Raw genomic sequence first — 18,067 nt, forward strand, 5'->3', positions numbered from 1 at the left:
CCCGATCACATGCGGTGCCGCGCGCTGTGGTAGAGGCCCGCGATCATCGTGGAGAATGACATGCGCACCGCTTTTCTGATCGCCTGCTTCATCCTGCTGGCATCGCCCGCCGCCGCATCGGCTCAGCCCGAGGCGAGTGGTACGGCCGAAGCCCCGGCTGCCGCATCCTGCCGGCCCGGCGAACGGCCGACCAGCTATCAGCAAGGCTGGCCGCAAACGAGCGACGCGATCTGCGACTATGATTTCGCCGAGGCGAATCGCCGCCTCGCGAACCTCCTCGAACTGCCCGCGGGCGCCGCGAATATCGAGGTGTTGAAGGGCCTGCTCGACGTCCCGCACTTCAACCTGCGCGACGGCTATGAACCCAATGAATTCTATGTCGTCAACGCTGGCTATCTGGCGATTCTCGCCGGCCGCGACGGCTGGGACATGGTCATCGCGGCCAGCGCGGACCGGCGCGAAGGCGCGTGGGGGAGCAAGACGCATTTCGGCGCCAAATTCCTGTCGACCGTGCCGTCGCCGCAACTCGATGTGCGGACGAACCCCGGCTGTCTTTCGGAGGCGGCTCTCCTCGACCGCGCGATCGCCGCGGGCTGGCGTTACGTCCCCGGCGGCACGCAGAGCGGCACCGCCGGCCCGATCTTCGTTCCCGGCGCGCTGGTCAAGGACGATGGCCGCAGCCTTGTGCTCGCCAAGCTGTCGCGCACGACCGCACTGCCGCCGCGCGAAACCCTCGAAGCGACCTGCGCCTGGATATTTTCGTTCAACGAAATGGTCGAAATCCGGAACTGAACGCCCACGCATCGCGTCTGGATCGAAGATACACCCAGGGCGTTGAAAGGGCGCTGCCGGAGGAGAATGCCATGGATGCCCCGCAAGACCCGCCGCCGATGTCGCGTGGCAAGGCTGCCATCTATGCGATATCGCTTCCGCTCTCGCTCCTGCTCCTCCTCTTCCTCCCCGCCGGATCGCTGTCGTGGCGCGCGGGATGGATTTTCGTCGCGGTGCTCATCTTCGGCTTCGGCTTCTCGGCGCTTGTGCTCGCGCGCATCAATCCGGTGATCTATCGCGCGCGCAGCCGCTTTCAGCCGGGAACGAAGGGCTGGGACAAGGCGCTGCTCGCCGTCATCCTGCCCGCGATGGTCGCGATCCTGCCGGTCGGGGCGCTCGACGCCGGGCGTTTTCACTGGTCGTATGTACCGCCTTCTGCCGTCGCGCTTGGTTATGCGATGTTGCTCGCGGGCATGGCGATCACCGCCTGGGCGCAGGCGGTGAACCCCTTTTTCGAACCCGGCGTGCGCATCCAGTCCGAACGCCATCAGCATGTGATCGACACCGGCCCCTATCTCTTCGTCCGTCATCCGGGCTATTCGGCGGCGATCCTGCTCTTTGTCGGCATGGCGCTGGCGCTGGCATCATGGTGGGCGCTGGCGCCGGCCCTGATCGCTTCGGCCTTCCTCATCCTGCGCACCGCATGGGAGGACCGCCTGCTGCACGCCGAACTTCCGGGCTATGCCGCTTATGCGCAAATTGTCCGGTGGCGATTGTTTCCGGCCCTTTGGTAGCTTGGCCGGCCCGCCGGTCAGTTGCGGATCGAACTGACGCGGATCAATCCGTCGCGCGCGGCATTGGCGATCGCCAGTTCGGCCTGCGCCGAGGCGAGGACGCGCGTGTCGCGGCGGCATTCGCGAACATCGTTCTTGCCTTCCAGATCAAAGTCGGACGCGGTGCCGCACACCGCGACGACCGCACGCCAGATTCGGCGGTCGAGCGTTTTGGCGCCCGCCTCGGTCCTGAGGTCGAGGTCCTTGTGCGGCACCGTCACGGTCTGGCTCGGACGTGCCGATTGGGCGAGCGCGGGCTGGCCGAACGAAGCGGCGGCCACGGCGGCGAGGATCAGAAGCTTTTTCATCTCATGTCTCCATCGACCGGCTGGGAAGGGGAGGAGGGGAGGAAGCCGGTGAGGCGATAAATAGTCGATGCGCCGCGCCCGAAGGAGCAACGATGTTGCAAAGACATTCTGCAAAATTGCAGAATGCGGCGCGGGCGCGTATGACGCAAAAGACGCCATGTACGATTGGAACGACCTCAAGGCTTTTCTCGCGGTGGCCGAAACGGGCAGTACGCTGGCCGCGGCGCAGACGCTGCGTGTCAGCCAGACGACCGTTGCCCGGCGTATCGCGGCGCTTGAGAGTGCGACGGCGCTCAGCCTGTTCGAGCGGCGGCAGGCCGGCTATGCGCTGACCCCGGTGGGTGAGGCGATGCTGGCGAGCGCGATTGCGGTGCGCGATGCCGCCGATCGCTTCGGCGAAGCCGCGGGTGCGCGGTCGCGCGACGCGGGCGGCACGGTCAGCCTGACGACGATGGAAATCTTCGCGGTGACCGTCCTGCCGCCGATTCTGCGCGACCTGCGCACCGCGCATCCTGGCATCCATATCCGTCTCGACACCGCCGACGAGCCGCGCGACCTCGCCGCCGGGGCGGCCGACATCGCCATCCGCAGCAGCAAGCAGCCAACCGGAGCCGGCCTGGTCGGGCGGCGGATCGCGGACAATCCCTGGACGCTTTATTGCAGCCGCGATTATGCCGGCCGTCACGGCATCCCGCACAGCCGCGCCGAACTCGCCACCCATCCCTTCATCGGCGGCGGTGGGGGGGTCTGGGAACCCTATCAGGCATGGCTGCGCCAGTACGGGCTCGAAGAGTCGGTGGTAATGCAATATGATACGGGCAGCGGCCTGCTCGCCGGGGTCCGCTCGGGCATGGGGCTCACCATATTGCCCGCCTTCCTCGCCGACCGCGAACCCGACCTGATCCGCTGCATCCCGCCCAAGCGCGAGGATACGACGGGGCTATGGCTGCTGACGCACGAACGCCTGCGTCACGTCCCGCGGGTCCGTCTGGTCCTCGATTTTCTCGCGGCCGAACTGACGAAGCTCGCGCGCGGCTGAAATGGGCTGACCGGTCTGTCGACCGGGATTTTCACAAGCTTTCATTTCACTCACTCTGTGTCGGCGGTCACAGCGGGCGCCGCCATGGCGGGCCAGTCTGGCGCTACGCATGGAGATGTGATGACCCGCCAGACCGTTTTCCCAGCCCGATTTTCCGTCGTTCGCATCGGGCCTTGCCGATGACACGCCGCGTGCTGCCGGCGCTCTCGCTCGCTGCCATCTGCCTCGGCCTGATCGCCAGCGGTCCCGCTGCGGCGAAAAAGCGGTCGGCCGACAAGCCGGCCGATACCCCGGCCTATCAACAATGTCCCGACGGCACGACGGTGGAGACCGACGAATTCTGCCCGCCGCCCCCGCCTCCGCCCCCTCCGCCCCCGCCCCCGATTGTCCAGCCGCCCGTTCCGGGCGAATGGGCTTCCAACTGGGGTGCGATAGCCGTTGACAGCGCGAGCGGAATCGTGGGGACCGCCGCCGGCTTCGCCCGGAGTGTCACGGCGGAAGAAGCTGCGCTCGACGACTGCCGCGCCAGGGGCGGCAGCACCTGCCTTTTCGGCTATTCGTACAAGGATGGGTGCGTGGCCATGGTTCAGGGCGACAAGACCTATTTCTTCGAAAGCGCGCTGACCGCAAGTGATGCCGAAAGGCGAGGCCTCGATCGCTGCGATGCCGGTCAGACCGGTTGCCGCGTTCGTTTGTCGGCCTGTACCGCCGCGACCTTCATTCCCTATTGATCGGGCCGGTTCCGGCGGCAAAAATCGCTGTCCTACATTATCCCGCTGACTTAGCTTTCTCGGCTATGACATATCGTGCCTCGTTCCCGTTCTTCCTTGCCTCTGATCCGGTGGGCATCGACACGCGCGGAATATGCAATTCCAGTGTGAAGTTGCGCAGTTTCCCGCGGTTTAGAAAAGGCGCGCTTTTCTCCTTCTTCGGCATCCGGGACTTGATCCGGGATTCACTTGGCGCGGCGGTCGCGAAGGGACCCCGGATCAAGTCCGGGGTGACGAAAGCCGGGGCAAAACGCGATTTCAGTGTGAACTTAGGCGGATTTCCGCCGCTTCTCTCCGACGACTCGCCGCCTTTCCCCGGCGCAGGCCGCGGCCCGCGGGCTCGCACGACGGCGCGCAAGGCTGCTGGCTTCCGGCCTGCGCCGGGGAACAGGCTGAGCGTCCGTTAAAAGGTCATTCCAGTGTGAAGTTACGCAGAAATCCGCCACTTCTCCACCGCGCCTCAACGCAGCCTTGCGCATCCCAGCGCCGCCGCATCGATCGCGGTAGCGGCGCCGCGCAAGCGATAGGTGTCGGCGATCGCGCCGCCGGTCGCCGTGCCGCTCTCGACGCTCATGCTCGGCGCCGATCGCATCGCGGCGATGATGGCGGCGTCCATGCGCGCGTCGCTCGCCCAGCCGTGCGTGCCGTTGCCGGTCAGGATGAAGCGGCGGCTGCCGATGGTCAGGCGCAACTCGCGGCCCGGGCCGCGTTCCTTCGACAGCCGGACATAAAATTGACCGCGGATGCGCGATCTGGGCCAGTAACCGATGCTGGCATAGGGTTTTACCCGCGGCGTGCCGATCGTCGCGGCGGGGGCGGCGATCGCATAGCAGCGCGCCGTCGCGGCGTTGCGAAAGGCGCCCCAGCCGTCGAAGATGCCCAGCGCGGTACGCGGCGCGGCGGATGCCGCTACCGGGACCGCCGCCAACAGGACAAAAATGGGAAGCAGGCGCCGCATTGGCCCTCGTTTGCGCGATTGGGGATGCTTTGCAAGCATGGCTTGCACGGCGCCGTGCGTTCGTTAAGGAAGGTGGACATTTTCAGGGACCGGGAATCGGGGCGGCGAATCGCCTCCGACCCTCTGCCCCTCAGGGACTTTTCCCGCGAAGCACAGGGATGGCGAATTCAGAATGAAAGCGACGATCGAACGCGCAGTGTTGTTGAAGAGCCTCGGCCACGTCCAGTCGGTGGTCGAACGGCGCAATACCATCCCGATCCTGTCGAACGTCCTCATCGAAGCCGACGCGTCGGGGCAATTGAAATTGATGGCGACCGACCTCGACCTGCAGGTGGTCGAAACGATCGCGGCAAAGGTCGAAACGGCGGGCACGACCACCGTGTCGGCGCACACTTTGTTCGAAATCGCGCGCAAGCTGCCGGAGGGGGCCGAGGTCAGCCTCGCCGCCGCGGAAGGCAAGATGCAGGTCAAGGCCGGCCGCTCGAACTTCAACCTGCCGACCTTGCCGCGCGACGACTTCCCGGTGATCGCGGAGGGCGACCTGCCCACCAATTTCGAACTGCCGGTCGCCGAACTGATCCAGATCATCGACAAGACCCGCTTTGCGATCTCGACCGAGGAAACGCGCTATTACCTCAACGGCATCTTCCTGCATGTCGCCGAAGACGCGTCGGGCCCGGTGCTCAAGGCCGCGGCGACCGACGGCCACCGTCTCGCGCGCTACACCGTCACGCGCCCCGAGGGCGCGAACGCGATGCCCGACGTCATTGTGCCGCGCAAATGCGTCGGCGAAATCCGCAAGCTGCTCGACGAGGCCGAGGGCAATGTCGAAATCAGCCTGTCGGCAAGCAAGATCCGTTTCCAGCTCGGCAACGCCGTGCTCACCTCGAAGCTGATCGACGGCACCTTCCCCGATTATAGCCGCGTCATCCCGACCGCGAACGACAAGCTGCTGAAGGTCGACCCGAAGAGCCTGTTCCAGGGCGTCGACCGCGTGTCGACGATCGCCAGCGAAAAGACCCGTGCGGTCAAGGTCGGCCTCGACAAGGACCGTATCACCCTGTCGGTCACCAGCCCCGAAAACGGCACCGCCGCCGAAGAATTGGCCGCCGCCTATGACAGCGACGCGATGGAGATCGGTTTCAACGCCCGCTATCTCAGCGACATTTTGGGCCAGGTCGACGGCGACAGCGTCGAACTGCATCTGGCCGACGCCAACGCCCCGACGCTGATCCGCGAAAGCGAGAAGAGCCCGGCGCTGTATGTCCTGATGCCGATGCGGGTGTGATAGCCCTCAGATTAAAAGTCGTCGCCCCCGCGTAGGCGGGGGGCCGCTGGCAACATGGCGCTACGCCCATAGCGGCCCCCGCCTGCGCGGGGGCGACGGTTTATTTCCTCGTTTACCCCGCCTTCGCTACCCGCCAGATCGTGTTGCCGGTATCGTCGGCGATCAGCGCGCTGCCGTCCTTGGCGACCTTCACATCGGCCGGACGGCCGCGGGTCGACTTGCCGTCCTTGGCCAGGAACTGGTCGAGCAGGGTGATCGGCAGTGCGTCGAGCGGCTTGCCATTGGCGCCAAACTTGACGAACACGACGTCATAGCCGGAGACGGGTTCGCGGTTCCATGAACCATGCCGGGCGACCAGCGCGCCGTTCGCCCAGCGTTCGCCCAGATCGAGGCCTTGGGTGAAGGTCATCCCCAGCGGCGCGGTGTGGGCGCCGAGGCCATAGTCGGGGCGCTTGACATATTGGCGACGGTCCTCGGCTTCGGGCTCGACGCGCGGGTCGATGAACCCGCCCCAATAATACCAGGGCCAGCCATAGAAATCGCCTTCGCCGATATCGGTCAGATAGTCGGGAACCAGGTCGCTGCCCAGCATGTCGCGTTCGTTGACCACGGTCCACAGCCGGTCGCTGCCCGGATAGAAGCCAAGCCCGACGGGGTTGCGGATGCCGGCGGCGAAGGTGCGGACATATTTATTCTCGGGGCGAACCTCGAGGATGCTGGCGCGGCGGACTTCATTGCCCATGCCCTTTTCGCCGATGTTGCTGTCGGCACCGACGCCGATATACAGCCAGCCGTTGGGCGCCGCGGCAAGGCTCTTCGTCCAGTGGCGGTTCGTGCCCTTGGCGGGCAGGTCGACCAGCTTTTCACCCTTGCCGCTCATCTTCGTCTCGCCCTCGACATAGGGAAAGGCGAGCAGCGCGTCGGTGTTGGCGACGTAAAGCGTCTTGCCGACCAGCGCCATGCCGTATGGCGAGTTGAGTCCGCTGATATAGGCGGTCTTCACCTCGGCCTTGCCGTCGCCGTCGGCATCGCGAAGCAGGGTGATGCGGTTCGCCGATTTGCCGCCGGCGCCGGCCTTGCCCATCAGCGTGCCCATGATCTTGCCCTCGACCCCCGACGTGTCGCGCGGCGGGCTCTGCGCCTCGGCGACCAGCACGTCGCCGTTGGGGAGCACGAGCATGTTGCGCGGATGGTCGAGCCCCTCGGCAAAGCGCGCGACGGTCAGCCCCTGTGCCGCGCGCGGTGTCTGTCCGGCGGGCCAGCTCGTCGCTTCGGGGACATTCGTCGTCGGGAAGCTCTCGGTCTTTTGCGATGCCATCACCGGCACCCGGCCGCTCAGTTCGGCGGTCGAAAAGCGCGCGACGTCGGGGCGCGACATGACATAGAGGGTGATCCCGCCGATGATCAGGATCAGCAGCAGGGCGAGGGCGGCATATTTCAGGATCTTGCGCATGACCCATGTCTACACGGGCAAGGCGCGGCGGCAAAGAGCCGAAACGCGGATGGCCGCGATGGGCCTGGTTAACAGGTCGGCTATGACAGTTAACCTTACCTGTTTGTTCATCACGGTTGGGAACGGCGCAGTGATGGCGGGGCGCTATCAGGGGCCGTCACGCAACCGACCGGGAACCCGATGCAGCTGCCAGCCCCATTTCTTGCCGATCGCGGAGCGGTCGATGACGCCCATGCGCTGATCGCCCAGCATGGCGAGGAGGCAGGCTATGCGGCGGCGGCGCGTGCCGAACAATATCGCATGCTCGGCAACCACATCTATTTCGCGCGCTGGCGCCAGATAGAGCGGCTGATCACCTATTTGTCGGTCGAGGACGTGCTCGACACGGTGCACTAGGCGCCAGGTCGATACAACCTAAAGCCGCAGGCCCGCGGTTTCGGGCAAACCCGCCATGATATTGAGGTTCTGGACGCAGGCGCCGCTGGCGCCCTTGCCCAGATTGTCGAGCCGCGCGACAAGCCGCGCCTGGCTGCCATCTCCGCTGCCGAACACGAACAGCTCGATCCGGTCGTCGCCGGACTGCGAACCGCGTAGCAGCATCTCGCCATCGCTCGGCGCGTCGCCCATCACGACGACCGGGCTTCCGGCATAAAATTCGGCCAGCGCCGCACGCAGCGCATCGGGCGTCGCGGCGCCAGGTATCGCGGCGAGCGGCAGCGGGACTTCGACCACCATCCCGCGGTGCGCCGCGATAACCGCGGGCGAAAAGAGCGGGGCGATCGACAAGCCGCAGCGCGATTGCATTTCGGGCACATGCTTGTGATCGAGCGTCAGGGCATAGCCCCGCCACGCGATGTCGCGGTCCTCTTCGAACCGTTCGATCAGTGCCTTGCCGCCGCCCGAATAACCGCTGACCGCGTTACAGCTATACGGCCAGTCGGCGGGGAGCAGCCCGGCGCGGACCAGCGGGGCGACGAGCGCGATAAAGCCGGTGGAATAGCAGCCGGGATTGCTGACCCGCGCGGCTGCGGCGACCGCATCATGGCCGCTGACCTCGGGAAAACCATAGATCCAGCCGGGCGCGACGCGATGCGCGGTCGATGCGTCGATCACGCGGGTGGCCGCGTTGTCGATCATCGCGACCGATTCGCGTGCAGCATCGTCGGGCAGGCAAAGAATGACGAAATCGGCGTCGTTCAGCGCCTCGCGCCGCGCCGCGGCATCCTTGCGGCGCGCGTCGTCCAAGGTCGCGAGCGCGAACTCGCTCCGCCCGGCCAGCCGCTCGGCGATTTCCAGGCCCGTCGTTCCCGCCGCGCCGTCGATGAAGACCGTTTTTGTCATGATTTATCGCAGTCGTTTTATGCCGCTGACCGCGGGTTCATGGCCTTTGGCGGCCGAACGCGCGATCACGTCGGCGAGGGGTTCGGTGCGGACCTCCATCCATTGGCGGCTCGCATGAATGATGACCCGGTCGTCGGCCATGATCCCGACATGCCCGGGAAAGAAGACAAGGTCGCCGCGGGCAAGGCCGGAAGGAGCGACATCCTTGTCGGCGCCGAGCGATGCGAGTTGCAGGTCGCTGTCGCGCGGCAACTGCACGCCCGCCATGCTCCAGGCGAGCTGGACGAGACCCGAACAGTCGATGCCCTTTGCGGTGCGGCCGCCCCAGACATAGGGGGTCCCAATGAGTTCCTCGGCGACCGCGGCGGGGTCGTCATGCTGCGCGCTAACCTCGATCATCGCGGCCAACGGCAGGAAGCCGTGCGACGTCGTAAGCCATTCGCCGTCGGCTTCGCCCATGACAAGCGCGCCGCGCGGCAGGATCGCCGAACCGCCGGCAGCTGCATCCGGACTGCTGTGCAGGATCGCCTCGGCGGCGTGGACCCGGTGTGTCGGCGCAATCGGAGCGCCGAGCGCATCGGCGGCGAGATAGCCGACATAATGATCGGCCAGGCTGTATCCCCACGCCCAGCCGCCGGTCAGGTCGAGCAGGGCGAAGCCTTCGCCGAACAGCAATTCGCTCGTCTGTTCGGCAGCGAGCGACGGCGTCGCGCGGAGGGTTGCGGCCGGCAACACGCCGCTGCGCATCATCGGCGCGGCATAATGCGGCGCGAAATGCTGCCCCGCCACCGAGATATCGGCCAAGTCGGGGCGGATCGCGACGATGCGCGGATCGAACGTCTGCGACGTACCGGTCAGGCCAAAGCGATCGCGACCGGCGCCAACGACGCCGGGGCGCCCCATGCGCACGCGGTTTGCCGCCAGATTATCGCCATTCTTCGCTGTCACATGCCGTCCTGTAGAAAGTCGTCACCCGCCCCCGGCGGACAATCGCGGCGCATTAGACCAGCAGGCCGGTCTTTATCAAGACGCTTCGCCCCCGGCGCGACTCTGGGCGCGGCGGTCGTAGCGGGCTTGCAACATCGCCCATGCGGCGCGCAGGCCCAGCGCGGCACCGCCCTTCGGCCGGCCGGGTTTCGCCGATGGCCGCCACGCGAAGGTATCGAAATGCGCCCAGGGCGTCCCGTCGGGAACAAAGCGTTTCAGGAACAACGCCGCGGTGATCGATCCCGCAAAAGCTGAACTGCCCGCATTGCCGAGGTCGGCAATGTCGGTTTCGAGCAGGTCGGCATAGCCGTCCCACAGCGGCATTCGCCACAGCGGATCGTCACGTTCGGTCCCGCCCTTCAGCATATCATCGGCAAGGCTGTCGTCGTTTGAGTAGAGCGCCGGAAGATCGGGGCCGAGCGCGACGCGTGCGGCGCCGGTCAGGGTCGCAAAGTCGACGATCAGTTCGGGCTTGTCTTCGCCCGCCTTCGCCAGCGCATCGCCGAGCACCAGCCGGCCTTCGGCGTCGGTGTTGCCGATCTCGACCGTCAACCCGAGCCGGCTTTTCAATACGTCGCCGGGGCGGAAGGCGTCGGCCGAAATCGCGTTCTCCGCCGCGGCGACGAGGCAGTGAAGGCGGACCGGCAGGCCCGACGCCATCACCAGTTCGGCCAGCGCGAGCACATGCGCGCCGCCGCCCATGTCCTTTTTCATCAGCCGCATGCCCGCCGAGGGCTTGATATCGAGCCCGCCGCTATCAAAGCTGATACCCTTGCCGACGAGCGCGACGCGCGGGTGATTGTCCTTGCCCCAGACGACCTCGATCAGCCGCGGCGCGTGCTGCTTTGCGGCGGCGCGTCCGACCGCGTGGATCATGGGATAGCCCTGTTCGAGCGCCTCGCCCTTGGTGACCGTCAGCTTGCCGCCATGCGCCTTGGCGATACGCTCGGCTTCCTTCTCGAGCCCGGCCGGACCCATATCGGCGGCGGGCGCGTTGACGAGATCGCGGACAAGCGCGGTCGCGCGCGCCTCGGCGACCACCGGCGCGATAGCGCTGACGTCGGTCGTCAACAGCACGCGCGGCCCCTTGTTCACCGTCTTCGCACGATAGGCGTCGAACCGGTATTGGGCGCTCATCCATCCGAACATGGCTTTGCCCGGCTGCTGTCCCTCGAGGCGATAGCGTCCTTCGGGCAGGATTTGGCCAAGCTTGGCCAGGCACCAGGCCGACAGGCTGCCGGCATTCGCGACCGTGGTCACGACCGCCCAGCGTTCGGGATCGTCGCCGGGCAATATCGCGTGGACAAAGGCGTCGGGTTTGAAGCCGACCGCGGCGAGATGCGCGCGTTCGCGGGCGCTGCGCCCCTTCAGCCAGCCATCATAGCTTTGCTTGTCGACGAGGTGGATGGGGCGGGCGTCCTGCCCCTTGTCGGGCTGGATCATGTCGGAATAATCGATCATGATGGTGGTGATAGAGTCTGTCCTGTTGAGATTGAGGCGTCGAGATTGCCCTGGGAAGCCCGCCGGCGAGGAGCGGCGTGCCGCAGGGGCTGGCGGCCCCTGCCAGCGACGCGACGAAGTCCGGCGGGCTTCCCAGGGCAACCGCTCCGCGGCGGGCCGATTTTGGCCCAGGGCCGCGTCGCTCGTCGGTTACTATGCTTCGGCATGGCTCCCTCCTCGCTCCTTGCCCTGAGCCAAAATCGGCTCCGTCTCGACGCCTCAATCTCAACAGGACAGACTCCTAGGCCGACAGGGAAACTTTGTCGATTCCCGGCGTTGTTGCGGCATGACGAACATCCATCGCTATCGCGCCGTCGCGCTCGCACTCTCGGGCGCGCTGATTTTCACCGCCTGCTCCGAGAAGAAGGACACGCCGGCCGAAAAGGCCGCCGCCGCGACCGTCCCCGGAGCGCCGCCGGGTGGCGCCGCCGATATCGCAGCGAAAAATGCGCCCGCGTCTGACGTCAAGGAAAAGAACGACCTGGTCGAATTCGCCTATAGCTATCCAAGCGAAGCCGCACAGATCCCCAAACTCGCCGCATGGCTCGACAATGATCGCGCGACCAAGCGCGAAGCACTCGTGACCGCGGCGCGGCGCGATCGGGAAGCGGCGGAGAAAGACGGGTTCCCTTATCACGCGCACAGCCACCTGCAGAAATGGCAGCGCGTGACCGCGACGCGGCGTTTCGTCAGCCTGTCGGCGGAAATCGACACCTATATGGGCGGCGCGCACGGCATGCAGAGCTTCGATACGCTGCTTTGGGATCGCAATCACGCGACTCAGATCAAGCCGCTCGACATGTTCACCAGCGGCGAGGCGTTCGACAAGGCGGTGAACGACGATCTGTGCGCCGCGATCGAACGCGAGAAGGCGGTAAGGGGCATCGAATGGGTGCGCGGGGGCGACGACCCCTTTGGCAAATGCCCTTCGGCGTCGGCGCAGACGGTGTGGCTCGGATCGTCCGACGGGCGTTATCTCGATCGCCTGACGATTGCGATCGGCCCTTACGAAATCGGTCCCTATGCCGAGGGCAGCTACAAGATCAACCTGCCGATGTCGGCGGCGCTCGCGAACGCCGTCAAACCCGATTTTGCCCGCGATTTCCTGCCGACGAAGTAAAGGAGAAGGGGTGATGGTGAAGCAGCCCAAGGCCGGCAAGGTCGGTGAAACACCCAAGGAAAAGAAGGGTAAGGCACGCGCCGCCGCCAAGCTGCGCAAAGCGGTCGGCGGCGCCAAGTCGATTGCCAGACCCTTGTCCGACCGCGAAACCGACCTCGACCGGGCGCCCCGATGGCAGCCGCGGTATCCAGGGTCGGGCCGGCTGGATGGCAAGGTAGCGATCGTCACCGGCGGCGACAGCGGCATCGGCCGCGCCGTCTGTGCGTTGTTCGCGCGCGAGGGGGCCGACATCGCGCTCGTTTACCATAGCAACAAGGATGACGCCGCCGACACCGTCGCGATCGTCGAGGCCGAAGGACGCCGGGCGATTGCGATCAAGGCCGATGTCGGCAAGCCCGACGCCGGCGAAAAGGTGGTCGCGCGCGTGATCGACAAGCTCGGCCGCCTCGACATATTGGTGAACAATGCCGGAGAACAGCACCCCGCCGCCGACATTCGCGATATCAGCGCCGATCAACTCCAGCGCACCTTCGCGACGAATATCTTCGGCATGTTCTATCTGGTGCAGGCCGCACTGCCGCATCTTCGGAAAGGCGCGGCGATCGTCAATTGCACCAGCGTGACGATGTACCAGGGGTCGGAAGGGCTGCTCGACTATAGTGCGACGAAGGGCGCAATCACCGCTTTTACCCGGTCGCTCAGCGAGAATCTGGTCGGTAAGGGGATCCGCGTCAACGCGGTCGCCCCCGGCCCGATCTGGACGCCGCTCAACCCGGGGGGCGGGGCGCCCGCGCAGAAGGTCGAGAGCTTCGGTGAAAGCACGCCGATGAAACGCCCCGGCGAACCCAATGAGGTCGCACCCGCCTTCCTGTTCCTGGCGTGCGACGACAGCAGCTATATGTCGGGCCAGGTGTTGCATCCCAACGGCGGTACGATCGTTAACGGATAGCGGGGGCAGACAGGAGACTTGTCATGCCAGCCAAATCCAAGGCGCAGCAAAAGGCGGCCGGTGCCGCGCTGAGCGCGAAGCGCGGCGACACGCCGAAGTCGAAACTCAAGGGCGCCTCGAAGCAGATGGTCGACAGTATGACCGAAAAGCAGCTTGAGGATTTCGCCAAGGGATCGACCAAGGGTAAGCCCGAGCACGCCGACTAGCTCTGCCGGGCTGGATTATCCGGATGAAATCGGCCATTCCTTCGCTGATAAGGCCATCAGCAGGGGAAGATGATGCGTCGTTTCCATCGATATGGCTGTGCGGTGGCAATGTTCGCTGCGCTGGGCGGATGCAGCTTTCAGGCCGCGCTCGACAAGCTTGTCTCTCCCGAGCGGCAGAAGGAAGTCGTCGCGATTGCCGAGCGCTTCTGCGCAGACCCGGCCAATGTCAAATTCATCCTTCATCCCGAGATCGCCAATTCGACGATCGAAGCGGCGCCCGCGCTGCCGCGCGAATGCCCCGAGGGCAAGGCGACATGGCAACTCGCGTCCTACAACTGGAAGACCAATGTCACGCCGGGGCTGAAACAGCGGCAGGAAGAGGTCGTCGTGGTGGGCACCAGCGCGGGCAAATGGACGACGGTATCGCTGCGCTTCTATGCCGAGAATGACGGGCCGATGCAGGTCGCCGAATGGAATGTGCTCGGCAGCAAGACGAAGCCGCCGGCGCTAGCGTTTGTCGAGCAGTATGAAGCCGGGGCGCGGACGATGCGGATCGCCCTTCCTATCCTGCTGCTCGCAATCGGCGGGATCATATTCTGGCTGGTCCGGCGGCACCGCGCCAAAAAACGGGCCGCCTGACCGCTATTCGGCGGCTTCGAGTTCGGGCGCCGCCGCACGCGGCGCCACCGCACCGGCGTTGGTGAAGCTCAGCACGCCATCTGCGATCGCACCGGTGCGCATGTCGACGCGGTCCTGCACATAATTCTGGCTGAGCCGCCACGGCAGTGTGGCCGTGCTCTTCGGCATGATGTGCAGCGAACGCTGGATATAACCCGACGAGAAGTCGAAGACATTTTCCTCTTCGAGGCTCGCCGGATCGGCGAGCACCGGGGTTGCGACGCTGGTCCCGGTATCGCGCATATGGTTGAGCACGCGGCAGACATATTCGGACACGATGTCCGCGCGCAGCGTCCAGCTCGCATTGAGGTAACCGAAGACGGCCGAAAAGTTCGGCACGTTCGAAAACATGCATGCCTTGTAATAGAAATGGTCGTGCCAATCGACGGGGGCGCCGTCGAGACGCACCGGGATCTTGCCCGCGACCGCGAGCTTGAGCCCCGTGGCGGTGATGATGATATCGGCGTCGAGATGCTTGCCCGATTTAAGCTGGATGCCGGTCGCGTCGAACTTCTCGATATGATCGGTGACCACCGATGCCCTGTCGGCCTTCATCGCCTCGAAGAAATCGGCGTCGGGGACCAGGCACAGCCGCTGATCCCAGGGATCATAAGGCGGGGTGAAAGCCTGTTCGTCGTACCGGTCGCCGAGCGCTTTCTTGAGGCGCGTGGTCAGGAAATTCTTCACCTTGTCGGGGCGCGTCCGGGCGCGGCGAAAGCTGATATCCTGCAGCTTCACATTCTTGTAGCGGGTGATCTTGTAGGCCAGCTCTTCGGGCAGAATCTTGCGGAGGAAATTGGCGAAGCCGTCCTTGGCCGGCCGGATGAAATACCAGGTCGGCGTGCGCTGGAGCATCGTGACGTGGGCGGCTTCCTTCATCGACGGGACGATGGTGACCGCGGTTGCGCCCGATCCGATCACGACAACCTTCTTGCCCTTATAATCCAGGTCCTTCGGCCAGAATTGCGGGTGGACGATCTGGCCCTTGAAATCCTCGCGGCCGGCGAACTGGGCATCGAACGGCTCGTCATAGTCGTAATAGCCTGACCCGAGGTAGAGCCAGCGCGCGGTCGTGGTCGACGCGGTGCCGGTGGCGTCCTCCATCGTCACCGTCCAGCGTGCGGCGGCACTGTCCCAATCGGCACCGACGACCTTGCTATCGAAGCGGATACGCTCGCGGATATGCCGTTCATCGACGATCTGATTGAGATAGTGCAGGATCGAGGGGCCGTCGGCGATCGACTTTTCATGCTTCCAAGGTTCGAAGACGAAACCCAGCGTGTGCATGTCGCTGTCCGAACGGACGCCGGGGTAGCGGAAGAGGTCCCAGGTGCCGCCGAGTTGCGCGCGGCGCTCAACGAGGGCGAAGCTGCGGTCGGGGGAGTTCATCTGCAAATGCACGGCCATGCCGATGCCCGAGATGCCGGCGCCGACGATCAGCACATCCTGATCGACCGGTGCCGATTTGGTATCCGCGGGGCGTTCCATCGTCGCCGTGCCTGCCATCATCCTGTCTCCCGACTATGTTTGAGGGGTAGATTACGCACCGCGTTGCATTTTGCAATCGAATTGACAGGGGTGAAAGTAGCCGCGTTTCGAAGCATCCTTGTCGCTGTCACATAATTGTCATAGGGGGCGTAGCTCGTTTCAACCCGCGCCTTGCCGCGGCCCTATTCCTGGAAAGGACAGAGCAAATGCGCCAGATCGCCGTCCTTCCCTATCGGTTCGGCGGCCCCGCACAGGACGGGCCGACCGAAATATTGCTGATCACCTCGCGCGAGACCAAACGCTGGGTGGTGCCCAAGGGCAATCCGCTGACGGGGATGGAGCGCCACGCCGCCGCGGCGGTCGAAGCCGAGGAGGAAGCGGGCGTGATCGGCGCAGTGTGTCCGACCTCGATCGGCAGTTATGAATATCGCAAACGCCGCGCCAACGGCGCCTCGATCATGTATAATGTCGAGGTGTTCCCGCTCGCCGTCACGCGCGAATTGTCCGACTGGAAGGAAATGGATGAGCGCGAGCGCCAGTGGTTCTCGTTCGACGACGCGGCAGCGGCGGTCGAGGAGCCCGATCTTCAGGCGATGATCCGCTCCTTCGGAGACAGCGGATTTCGCGCCGCCGCGCGGACGAGCGGGGTCGTCCAGAATGTTGCAGAAAAAACAGGGGTAAGCCGGATGTTCGCTTGGTTTCAGCGTTTGCTGCCGCGCCAGGGAAATTTCTTCGAATTGTTCGAAAGCCACGCCGCGACGCTGGTTGCCGGCGCCAATGCGCTGTCGCGCCTGCTGCAGGGCGGCGAGGGGATGGCGGATCATATCCAGGAAATTGTCGAGCGCGAACATGATGCCGATGCGATCACGCGCGAAGTGCTGCAGACCGTCCGCCGCACCTTCCTGACGCCGTTCGATCGCAGTGCAATCACCGACCTTATCGCCTCGATGGACGATGCGATCGACGAGATGCAAAAGACCGCGGGCGCGGTCGATCTGTACGACGTGACCGAGTTCGAGCCCGAGATGCGCGATATCGCCGGCATCATCGTCGACGCTGCGCGGCTGACGGCGGAAGCGCTGCCGCTGCTCCGCAATATCGGCGCCAACGGAGCGCGCCTCCACGAACTGACCGAGCGGCTCGTCCGCATGGAAGGCCATGCCGACGAAATCCACGCCGCCGGGCTCAAGCGCCTGTTCCAGGAACATGGCGAGGCGAACACGATCCAGTTCATCATCCAGCGCGAACTGTACAGCCACCTCGAACGCGTCGTCGACCGGTTCGAGGATGTCGCGAACGAAATCGACGGCCTGGTCATCGACCACGCTTAAGCGGGGGCAGGCATCATGCACGAACTCGCTTTCCCGCTTCTTGTCGGTCTTGTCCTGCTCGCGCTGGCGTTCGATTTCCTGAACGGTCTGCACGACGCCGCGAACAGCATCGCGACTGTCGTCGCGACGCGGCTGCTGCGCCCGGTGCAGGCAGTGCTGTTCGCGGCCTTCTTCAACTTTGCCGCCTATTTCCTGTCGGTCATTTTTCCCGAACTCCACAAGGTTGCCGAAACCATCGGCAAGGGGATCATCGACAAGGATCTGGTGACGCCGGCGGTGGTGTTCGGTGCGCTCGTCGGCGCGATGTTCTGGAACGTCGTCACCTGGCTGAAGGGCATCCCGTCGTCGTCGAGCCACGCGCTGGTCGGCGGTATCGTCGGTGCGGGCGTCGCGCACGCCGGTTTCGAAGGGATCGAGTGGACCGGGCTCAACAAGACGGTGATCGCGATCTTCCTGTCGCCGCTGCTGGGCATGATGCTCGCGATGCTGGTGATGCTGGTGAGCAGCTGGGCGCTGCGCCGCGTGACGGCCAGCTTTGCGGAGAAGACCTTCCGCCGTCTGCACCTGCTGTCGTCCGCTGCCTATTCGATCAGCCACGGGTTGAACGATGCGCAAAAGACGATGGGGATCATCACCGTCCTCCTCTATTCGACCGGCTATCTCGGCGGCGAATTCCACGTGCCGCACTGGGTGGCGTTCAGCTGTTATATCGCGATCGCGCTCGGCACGCTGTCGGGCGGGTGGAAGATCATCGAGACGATGGGCGGCCGCATCACCAAGCTGTCGCATCATCAGGGCTTCGCCGCCTCGACCGGCGGATCGATCATGGTGTTCACCGCCAGCCTGCTCGGCATCCCGGTGTCGACGACGCACACGATAACCGGCAGCATCATCGGCGCCGGCGTTGCGCGGCGGGCGAGCGCGGTGCGCTGGGGCGTGGCGGGCAATGTCGTCGCGGCATGGTTCATCACCATCCCGGCGAGCGCGGTGGTCGCGGCCACCTTCTACGCCATTACCCGCCTGTTCTGACCCCGGCGGGGTTGTATT

Annotated in this window: 19 protein-coding genes; 12 read left to right on the top strand and 7 right to left on the bottom strand. The window is 65.1% G+C overall.

Annotation, left to right across the window (positions count from 1 at the left end; translation table 11 throughout):
- Window positions 1–60: 60 nt before the first annotated feature.
- Both FHR22_RS01980 and FHR22_RS01985 read left to right on the top strand, forming a co-directional pair.
- Window positions 61–792, top strand: a complete 732-nt coding sequence (locus FHR22_RS01980) for a hypothetical protein (RefSeq protein WP_166938360.1) — start codon at window positions 61–63, stop codon at window positions 790–792.
- Between the two features lie 71 nt (window positions 793–863).
- Complete coding sequence (locus FHR22_RS01985; RefSeq protein WP_208417447.1) at window positions 864–1,565, top strand: methyltransferase family protein; 702 nt, start codon at window positions 864–866, stop codon at window positions 1,563–1,565.
- A gap of 17 nt (window positions 1,566–1,582) precedes the next feature.
- On the opposite strand, the gene FHR22_RS01990 is transcribed toward FHR22_RS01985, so the two are convergent.
- Entirely contained in the window at window positions 1,583–1,912 is a 330-nt protein-coding gene (locus FHR22_RS01990; RefSeq protein WP_166938362.1) for a UrcA family protein, read from the bottom strand.
- 157 nt (window positions 1,913–2,069) lie between these two features.
- Between FHR22_RS01990 and FHR22_RS01995 the strand changes: the two genes are divergently transcribed.
- Together FHR22_RS01995 and FHR22_RS02000 are read left to right on the top strand one after the other, a co-directional pair.
- Window positions 2,070–2,951, top strand: a complete 882-nt coding sequence (locus FHR22_RS01995; RefSeq protein WP_166938364.1) for a LysR family transcriptional regulator — start codon at window positions 2,070–2,072, stop codon at window positions 2,949–2,951.
- Window positions 2,952–3,130: 179 nt separating this feature from the next.
- The gene (locus tag FHR22_RS02000; protein ID WP_166938366.1) at window positions 3,131–3,682 is read left to right on the top strand and encodes a DUF4189 domain-containing protein; all 552 of its coding nucleotides are present in this window, start codon (window positions 3,131–3,133) and stop codon (window positions 3,680–3,682) included.
- 499 nt (window positions 3,683–4,181) lie between these two features.
- Here the strand turns inward: FHR22_RS02000 and FHR22_RS02005 are convergent, their stop codons facing one another.
- Window positions 4,182–4,679: a hypothetical protein gene (locus tag FHR22_RS02005; protein WP_166938368.1), complete on the bottom strand. Its 498-nt coding sequence runs from the start codon at window positions 4,677–4,679 to the stop codon at window positions 4,182–4,184.
- A gap of 172 nt (window positions 4,680–4,851) precedes the next feature.
- On the opposite strand from FHR22_RS02005, the gene dnaN reads away from it, so the two are divergent.
- Window positions 4,852–5,967 (top strand): DNA polymerase III subunit beta, encoded by a 1,116-nt coding sequence (dnaN, locus tag FHR22_RS02010; protein WP_166938370.1) that lies wholly within the window; start codon window positions 4,852–4,854, stop codon window positions 5,965–5,967.
- Window positions 5,968–6,079: 112 nt separating this feature from the next.
- Here the strand turns inward: dnaN and FHR22_RS02015 are convergent, their stop codons facing one another.
- Entirely contained in the window at window positions 6,080–7,420 is a 1,341-nt protein-coding gene (locus FHR22_RS02015) for a PQQ-dependent sugar dehydrogenase (protein WP_166938372.1), read from the bottom strand.
- Window positions 7,421–7,600: 180 nt separating this feature from the next.
- On the opposite strand from FHR22_RS02015, the gene FHR22_RS02020 reads away from it, so the two are divergent.
- Complete coding sequence (locus FHR22_RS02020; RefSeq protein WP_166938374.1) at window positions 7,601–7,816, top strand: hypothetical protein; 216 nt, start codon at window positions 7,601–7,603, stop codon at window positions 7,814–7,816.
- A gap of 18 nt (window positions 7,817–7,834) precedes the next feature.
- On the opposite strand, the gene argC is transcribed toward FHR22_RS02020, so the two are convergent.
- The 3 genes from argC to FHR22_RS02035 all read right to left on the bottom strand — a co-directional run bounded on the left by argC (window position 7,835) and on the right by FHR22_RS02035 (window position 11,209).
- Window positions 7,835–8,761, bottom strand: a complete 927-nt coding sequence (gene argC / locus FHR22_RS02025; RefSeq protein WP_166938376.1) for an N-acetyl-gamma-glutamyl-phosphate reductase — start codon at window positions 8,759–8,761, stop codon at window positions 7,835–7,837.
- A gap of 3 nt (window positions 8,762–8,764) precedes the next feature.
- Window positions 8,765–9,709, bottom strand: coding sequence for a C40 family peptidase (locus FHR22_RS02030; protein WP_341786533.1), 945 nt, complete (start codon window positions 9,707–9,709; stop codon window positions 8,765–8,767).
- A 75-nt stretch (window positions 9,710–9,784) separates the two neighbouring features.
- Window positions 9,785–11,209, bottom strand: a complete 1,425-nt coding sequence (locus tag FHR22_RS02035) for a leucyl aminopeptidase family protein (protein WP_166938378.1) — start codon at window positions 11,207–11,209, stop codon at window positions 9,785–9,787.
- A 325-nt stretch (window positions 11,210–11,534) separates the two neighbouring features.
- On the opposite strand from FHR22_RS02035, the gene FHR22_RS02040 reads away from it, so the two are divergent.
- The 4 genes from FHR22_RS02040 (at window position 11,535) to FHR22_RS02055 (ending at window position 14,162) form a co-directional block, all read left to right on the top strand.
- Complete coding sequence (locus FHR22_RS02040) at window positions 11,535–12,368, top strand: DUF3298 and DUF4163 domain-containing protein (protein ID WP_166938380.1); 834 nt, start codon at window positions 11,535–11,537, stop codon at window positions 12,366–12,368.
- Window positions 12,369–12,381: 13 nt separating this feature from the next.
- Window positions 12,382–13,317 (top strand): SDR family oxidoreductase, encoded by a 936-nt coding sequence (locus tag FHR22_RS02045; RefSeq protein ID WP_166938382.1) that lies wholly within the window; start codon window positions 12,382–12,384, stop codon window positions 13,315–13,317.
- Between the two features lie 23 nt (window positions 13,318–13,340).
- Window positions 13,341–13,523 (top strand): DUF3008 family protein, encoded by a 183-nt coding sequence (locus tag FHR22_RS02050; protein WP_166938385.1) that lies wholly within the window; start codon window positions 13,341–13,343, stop codon window positions 13,521–13,523.
- Between the two features lie 102 nt (window positions 13,524–13,625).
- Window positions 13,626–14,162, top strand: coding sequence for a hypothetical protein (locus FHR22_RS02055; protein WP_208417448.1), 537 nt, complete (start codon window positions 13,626–13,628; stop codon window positions 14,160–14,162).
- A 3-nt stretch (window positions 14,163–14,165) separates the two neighbouring features.
- Here the strand turns inward: FHR22_RS02055 and FHR22_RS02060 are convergent, their stop codons facing one another.
- Entirely contained in the window at window positions 14,166–15,710 is a 1,545-nt protein-coding gene (locus tag FHR22_RS02060; RefSeq protein WP_425057404.1) for a flavin-containing monooxygenase, read from the bottom strand.
- Between the two features lie 185 nt (window positions 15,711–15,895).
- Here FHR22_RS02060 and FHR22_RS02065 point away from each other — a divergent pair, with 185 nt between their 5' ends.
- Window positions 15,896–17,020, top strand: a complete 1,125-nt coding sequence (locus tag FHR22_RS02065) for a DUF47 family protein (protein ID WP_166938389.1) — start codon at window positions 15,896–15,898, stop codon at window positions 17,018–17,020.
- Between the two features lie 15 nt (window positions 17,021–17,035).
- The gene (locus FHR22_RS02070; RefSeq protein ID WP_166938391.1) at window positions 17,036–18,049 is read left to right on the top strand and encodes an inorganic phosphate transporter; all 1,014 of its coding nucleotides are present in this window, start codon (window positions 17,036–17,038) and stop codon (window positions 18,047–18,049) included.
- The last annotated feature ends 18 nt before the right edge of the window (window positions 18,050–18,067 follow it).

The sequence above is a fragment of the Sphingopyxis panaciterrae genome (assembly GCF_011762125.1).
Classification (GTDB): Bacteria; Pseudomonadota; Alphaproteobacteria; order Sphingomonadales; family Sphingomonadaceae; genus Sphingopyxis; species Sphingopyxis panaciterrae.

Excerpts from the sequence above, each read along its gene's own strand:
- FHR22_RS01985 (WP_208417447.1), top strand. The coding sequence starts at position 864 with ATGGATGCCCCGCAAGACCCGCCGCCGATGTCGCGTGGCAAGGCTGCC.
- FHR22_RS02035 (WP_166938378.1), bottom strand. The coding sequence starts at position 11,209 with ATGATCGATTATTCCGACATGATCCAGCCCGACAAGGGGCAGGACGCC.
- FHR22_RS02000 (WP_166938366.1), top strand. The coding sequence starts at position 3,131 with ATGACACGCCGCGTGCTGCCGGCGCTCTCGCTCGCTGCCATCTGCCTC.
- FHR22_RS02015 (WP_166938372.1), bottom strand. The coding sequence starts at position 7,420 with ATGCGCAAGATCCTGAAATATGCCGCCCTCGCCCTGCTGCTGATCCTG.
- argC (WP_166938376.1), bottom strand. The coding sequence starts at position 8,761 with ATGACAAAAACGGTCTTCATCGACGGCGCGGCGGGAACGACGGGCCTG.
- dnaN (WP_166938370.1), top strand. The coding sequence starts at position 4,852 with ATGAAAGCGACGATCGAACGCGCAGTGTTGTTGAAGAGCCTCGGCCAC.
- FHR22_RS02020 (WP_166938374.1), top strand. The coding sequence starts at position 7,601 with ATGCAGCTGCCAGCCCCATTTCTTGCCGATCGCGGAGCGGTCGATGAC.
- FHR22_RS01990 (WP_166938362.1), bottom strand. The coding sequence starts at position 1,912 with ATGAAAAAGCTTCTGATCCTCGCCGCCGTGGCCGCCGCTTCGTTCGGC.
- FHR22_RS02045 (WP_166938382.1), top strand. The coding sequence starts at position 12,382 with ATGGTGAAGCAGCCCAAGGCCGGCAAGGTCGGTGAAACACCCAAGGAA.
- FHR22_RS02065 (WP_166938389.1), top strand. The coding sequence starts at position 15,896 with ATGCGCCAGATCGCCGTCCTTCCCTATCGGTTCGGCGGCCCCGCACAG.
- FHR22_RS02060 (WP_425057404.1), bottom strand. The coding sequence starts at position 15,710 with ATGATGGCAGGCACGGCGACGATGGAACGCCCCGCGGATACCAAATCG.
- FHR22_RS01995 (WP_166938364.1), top strand. The coding sequence starts at position 2,070 with ATGTACGATTGGAACGACCTCAAGGCTTTTCTCGCGGTGGCCGAAACG.
- FHR22_RS02070 (WP_166938391.1), top strand. The coding sequence starts at position 17,036 with ATGCACGAACTCGCTTTCCCGCTTCTTGTCGGTCTTGTCCTGCTCGCG.
- FHR22_RS02005 (WP_166938368.1), bottom strand. The coding sequence starts at position 4,679 with ATGCGGCGCCTGCTTCCCATTTTTGTCCTGTTGGCGGCGGTCCCGGTA.
- FHR22_RS01980 (WP_166938360.1), top strand. The coding sequence starts at position 61 with ATGCGCACCGCTTTTCTGATCGCCTGCTTCATCCTGCTGGCATCGCCC.
- FHR22_RS02040 (WP_166938380.1), top strand. The coding sequence starts at position 11,535 with ATGACGAACATCCATCGCTATCGCGCCGTCGCGCTCGCACTCTCGGGC.
- FHR22_RS02050 (WP_166938385.1), top strand. The coding sequence starts at position 13,341 with ATGCCAGCCAAATCCAAGGCGCAGCAAAAGGCGGCCGGTGCCGCGCTG.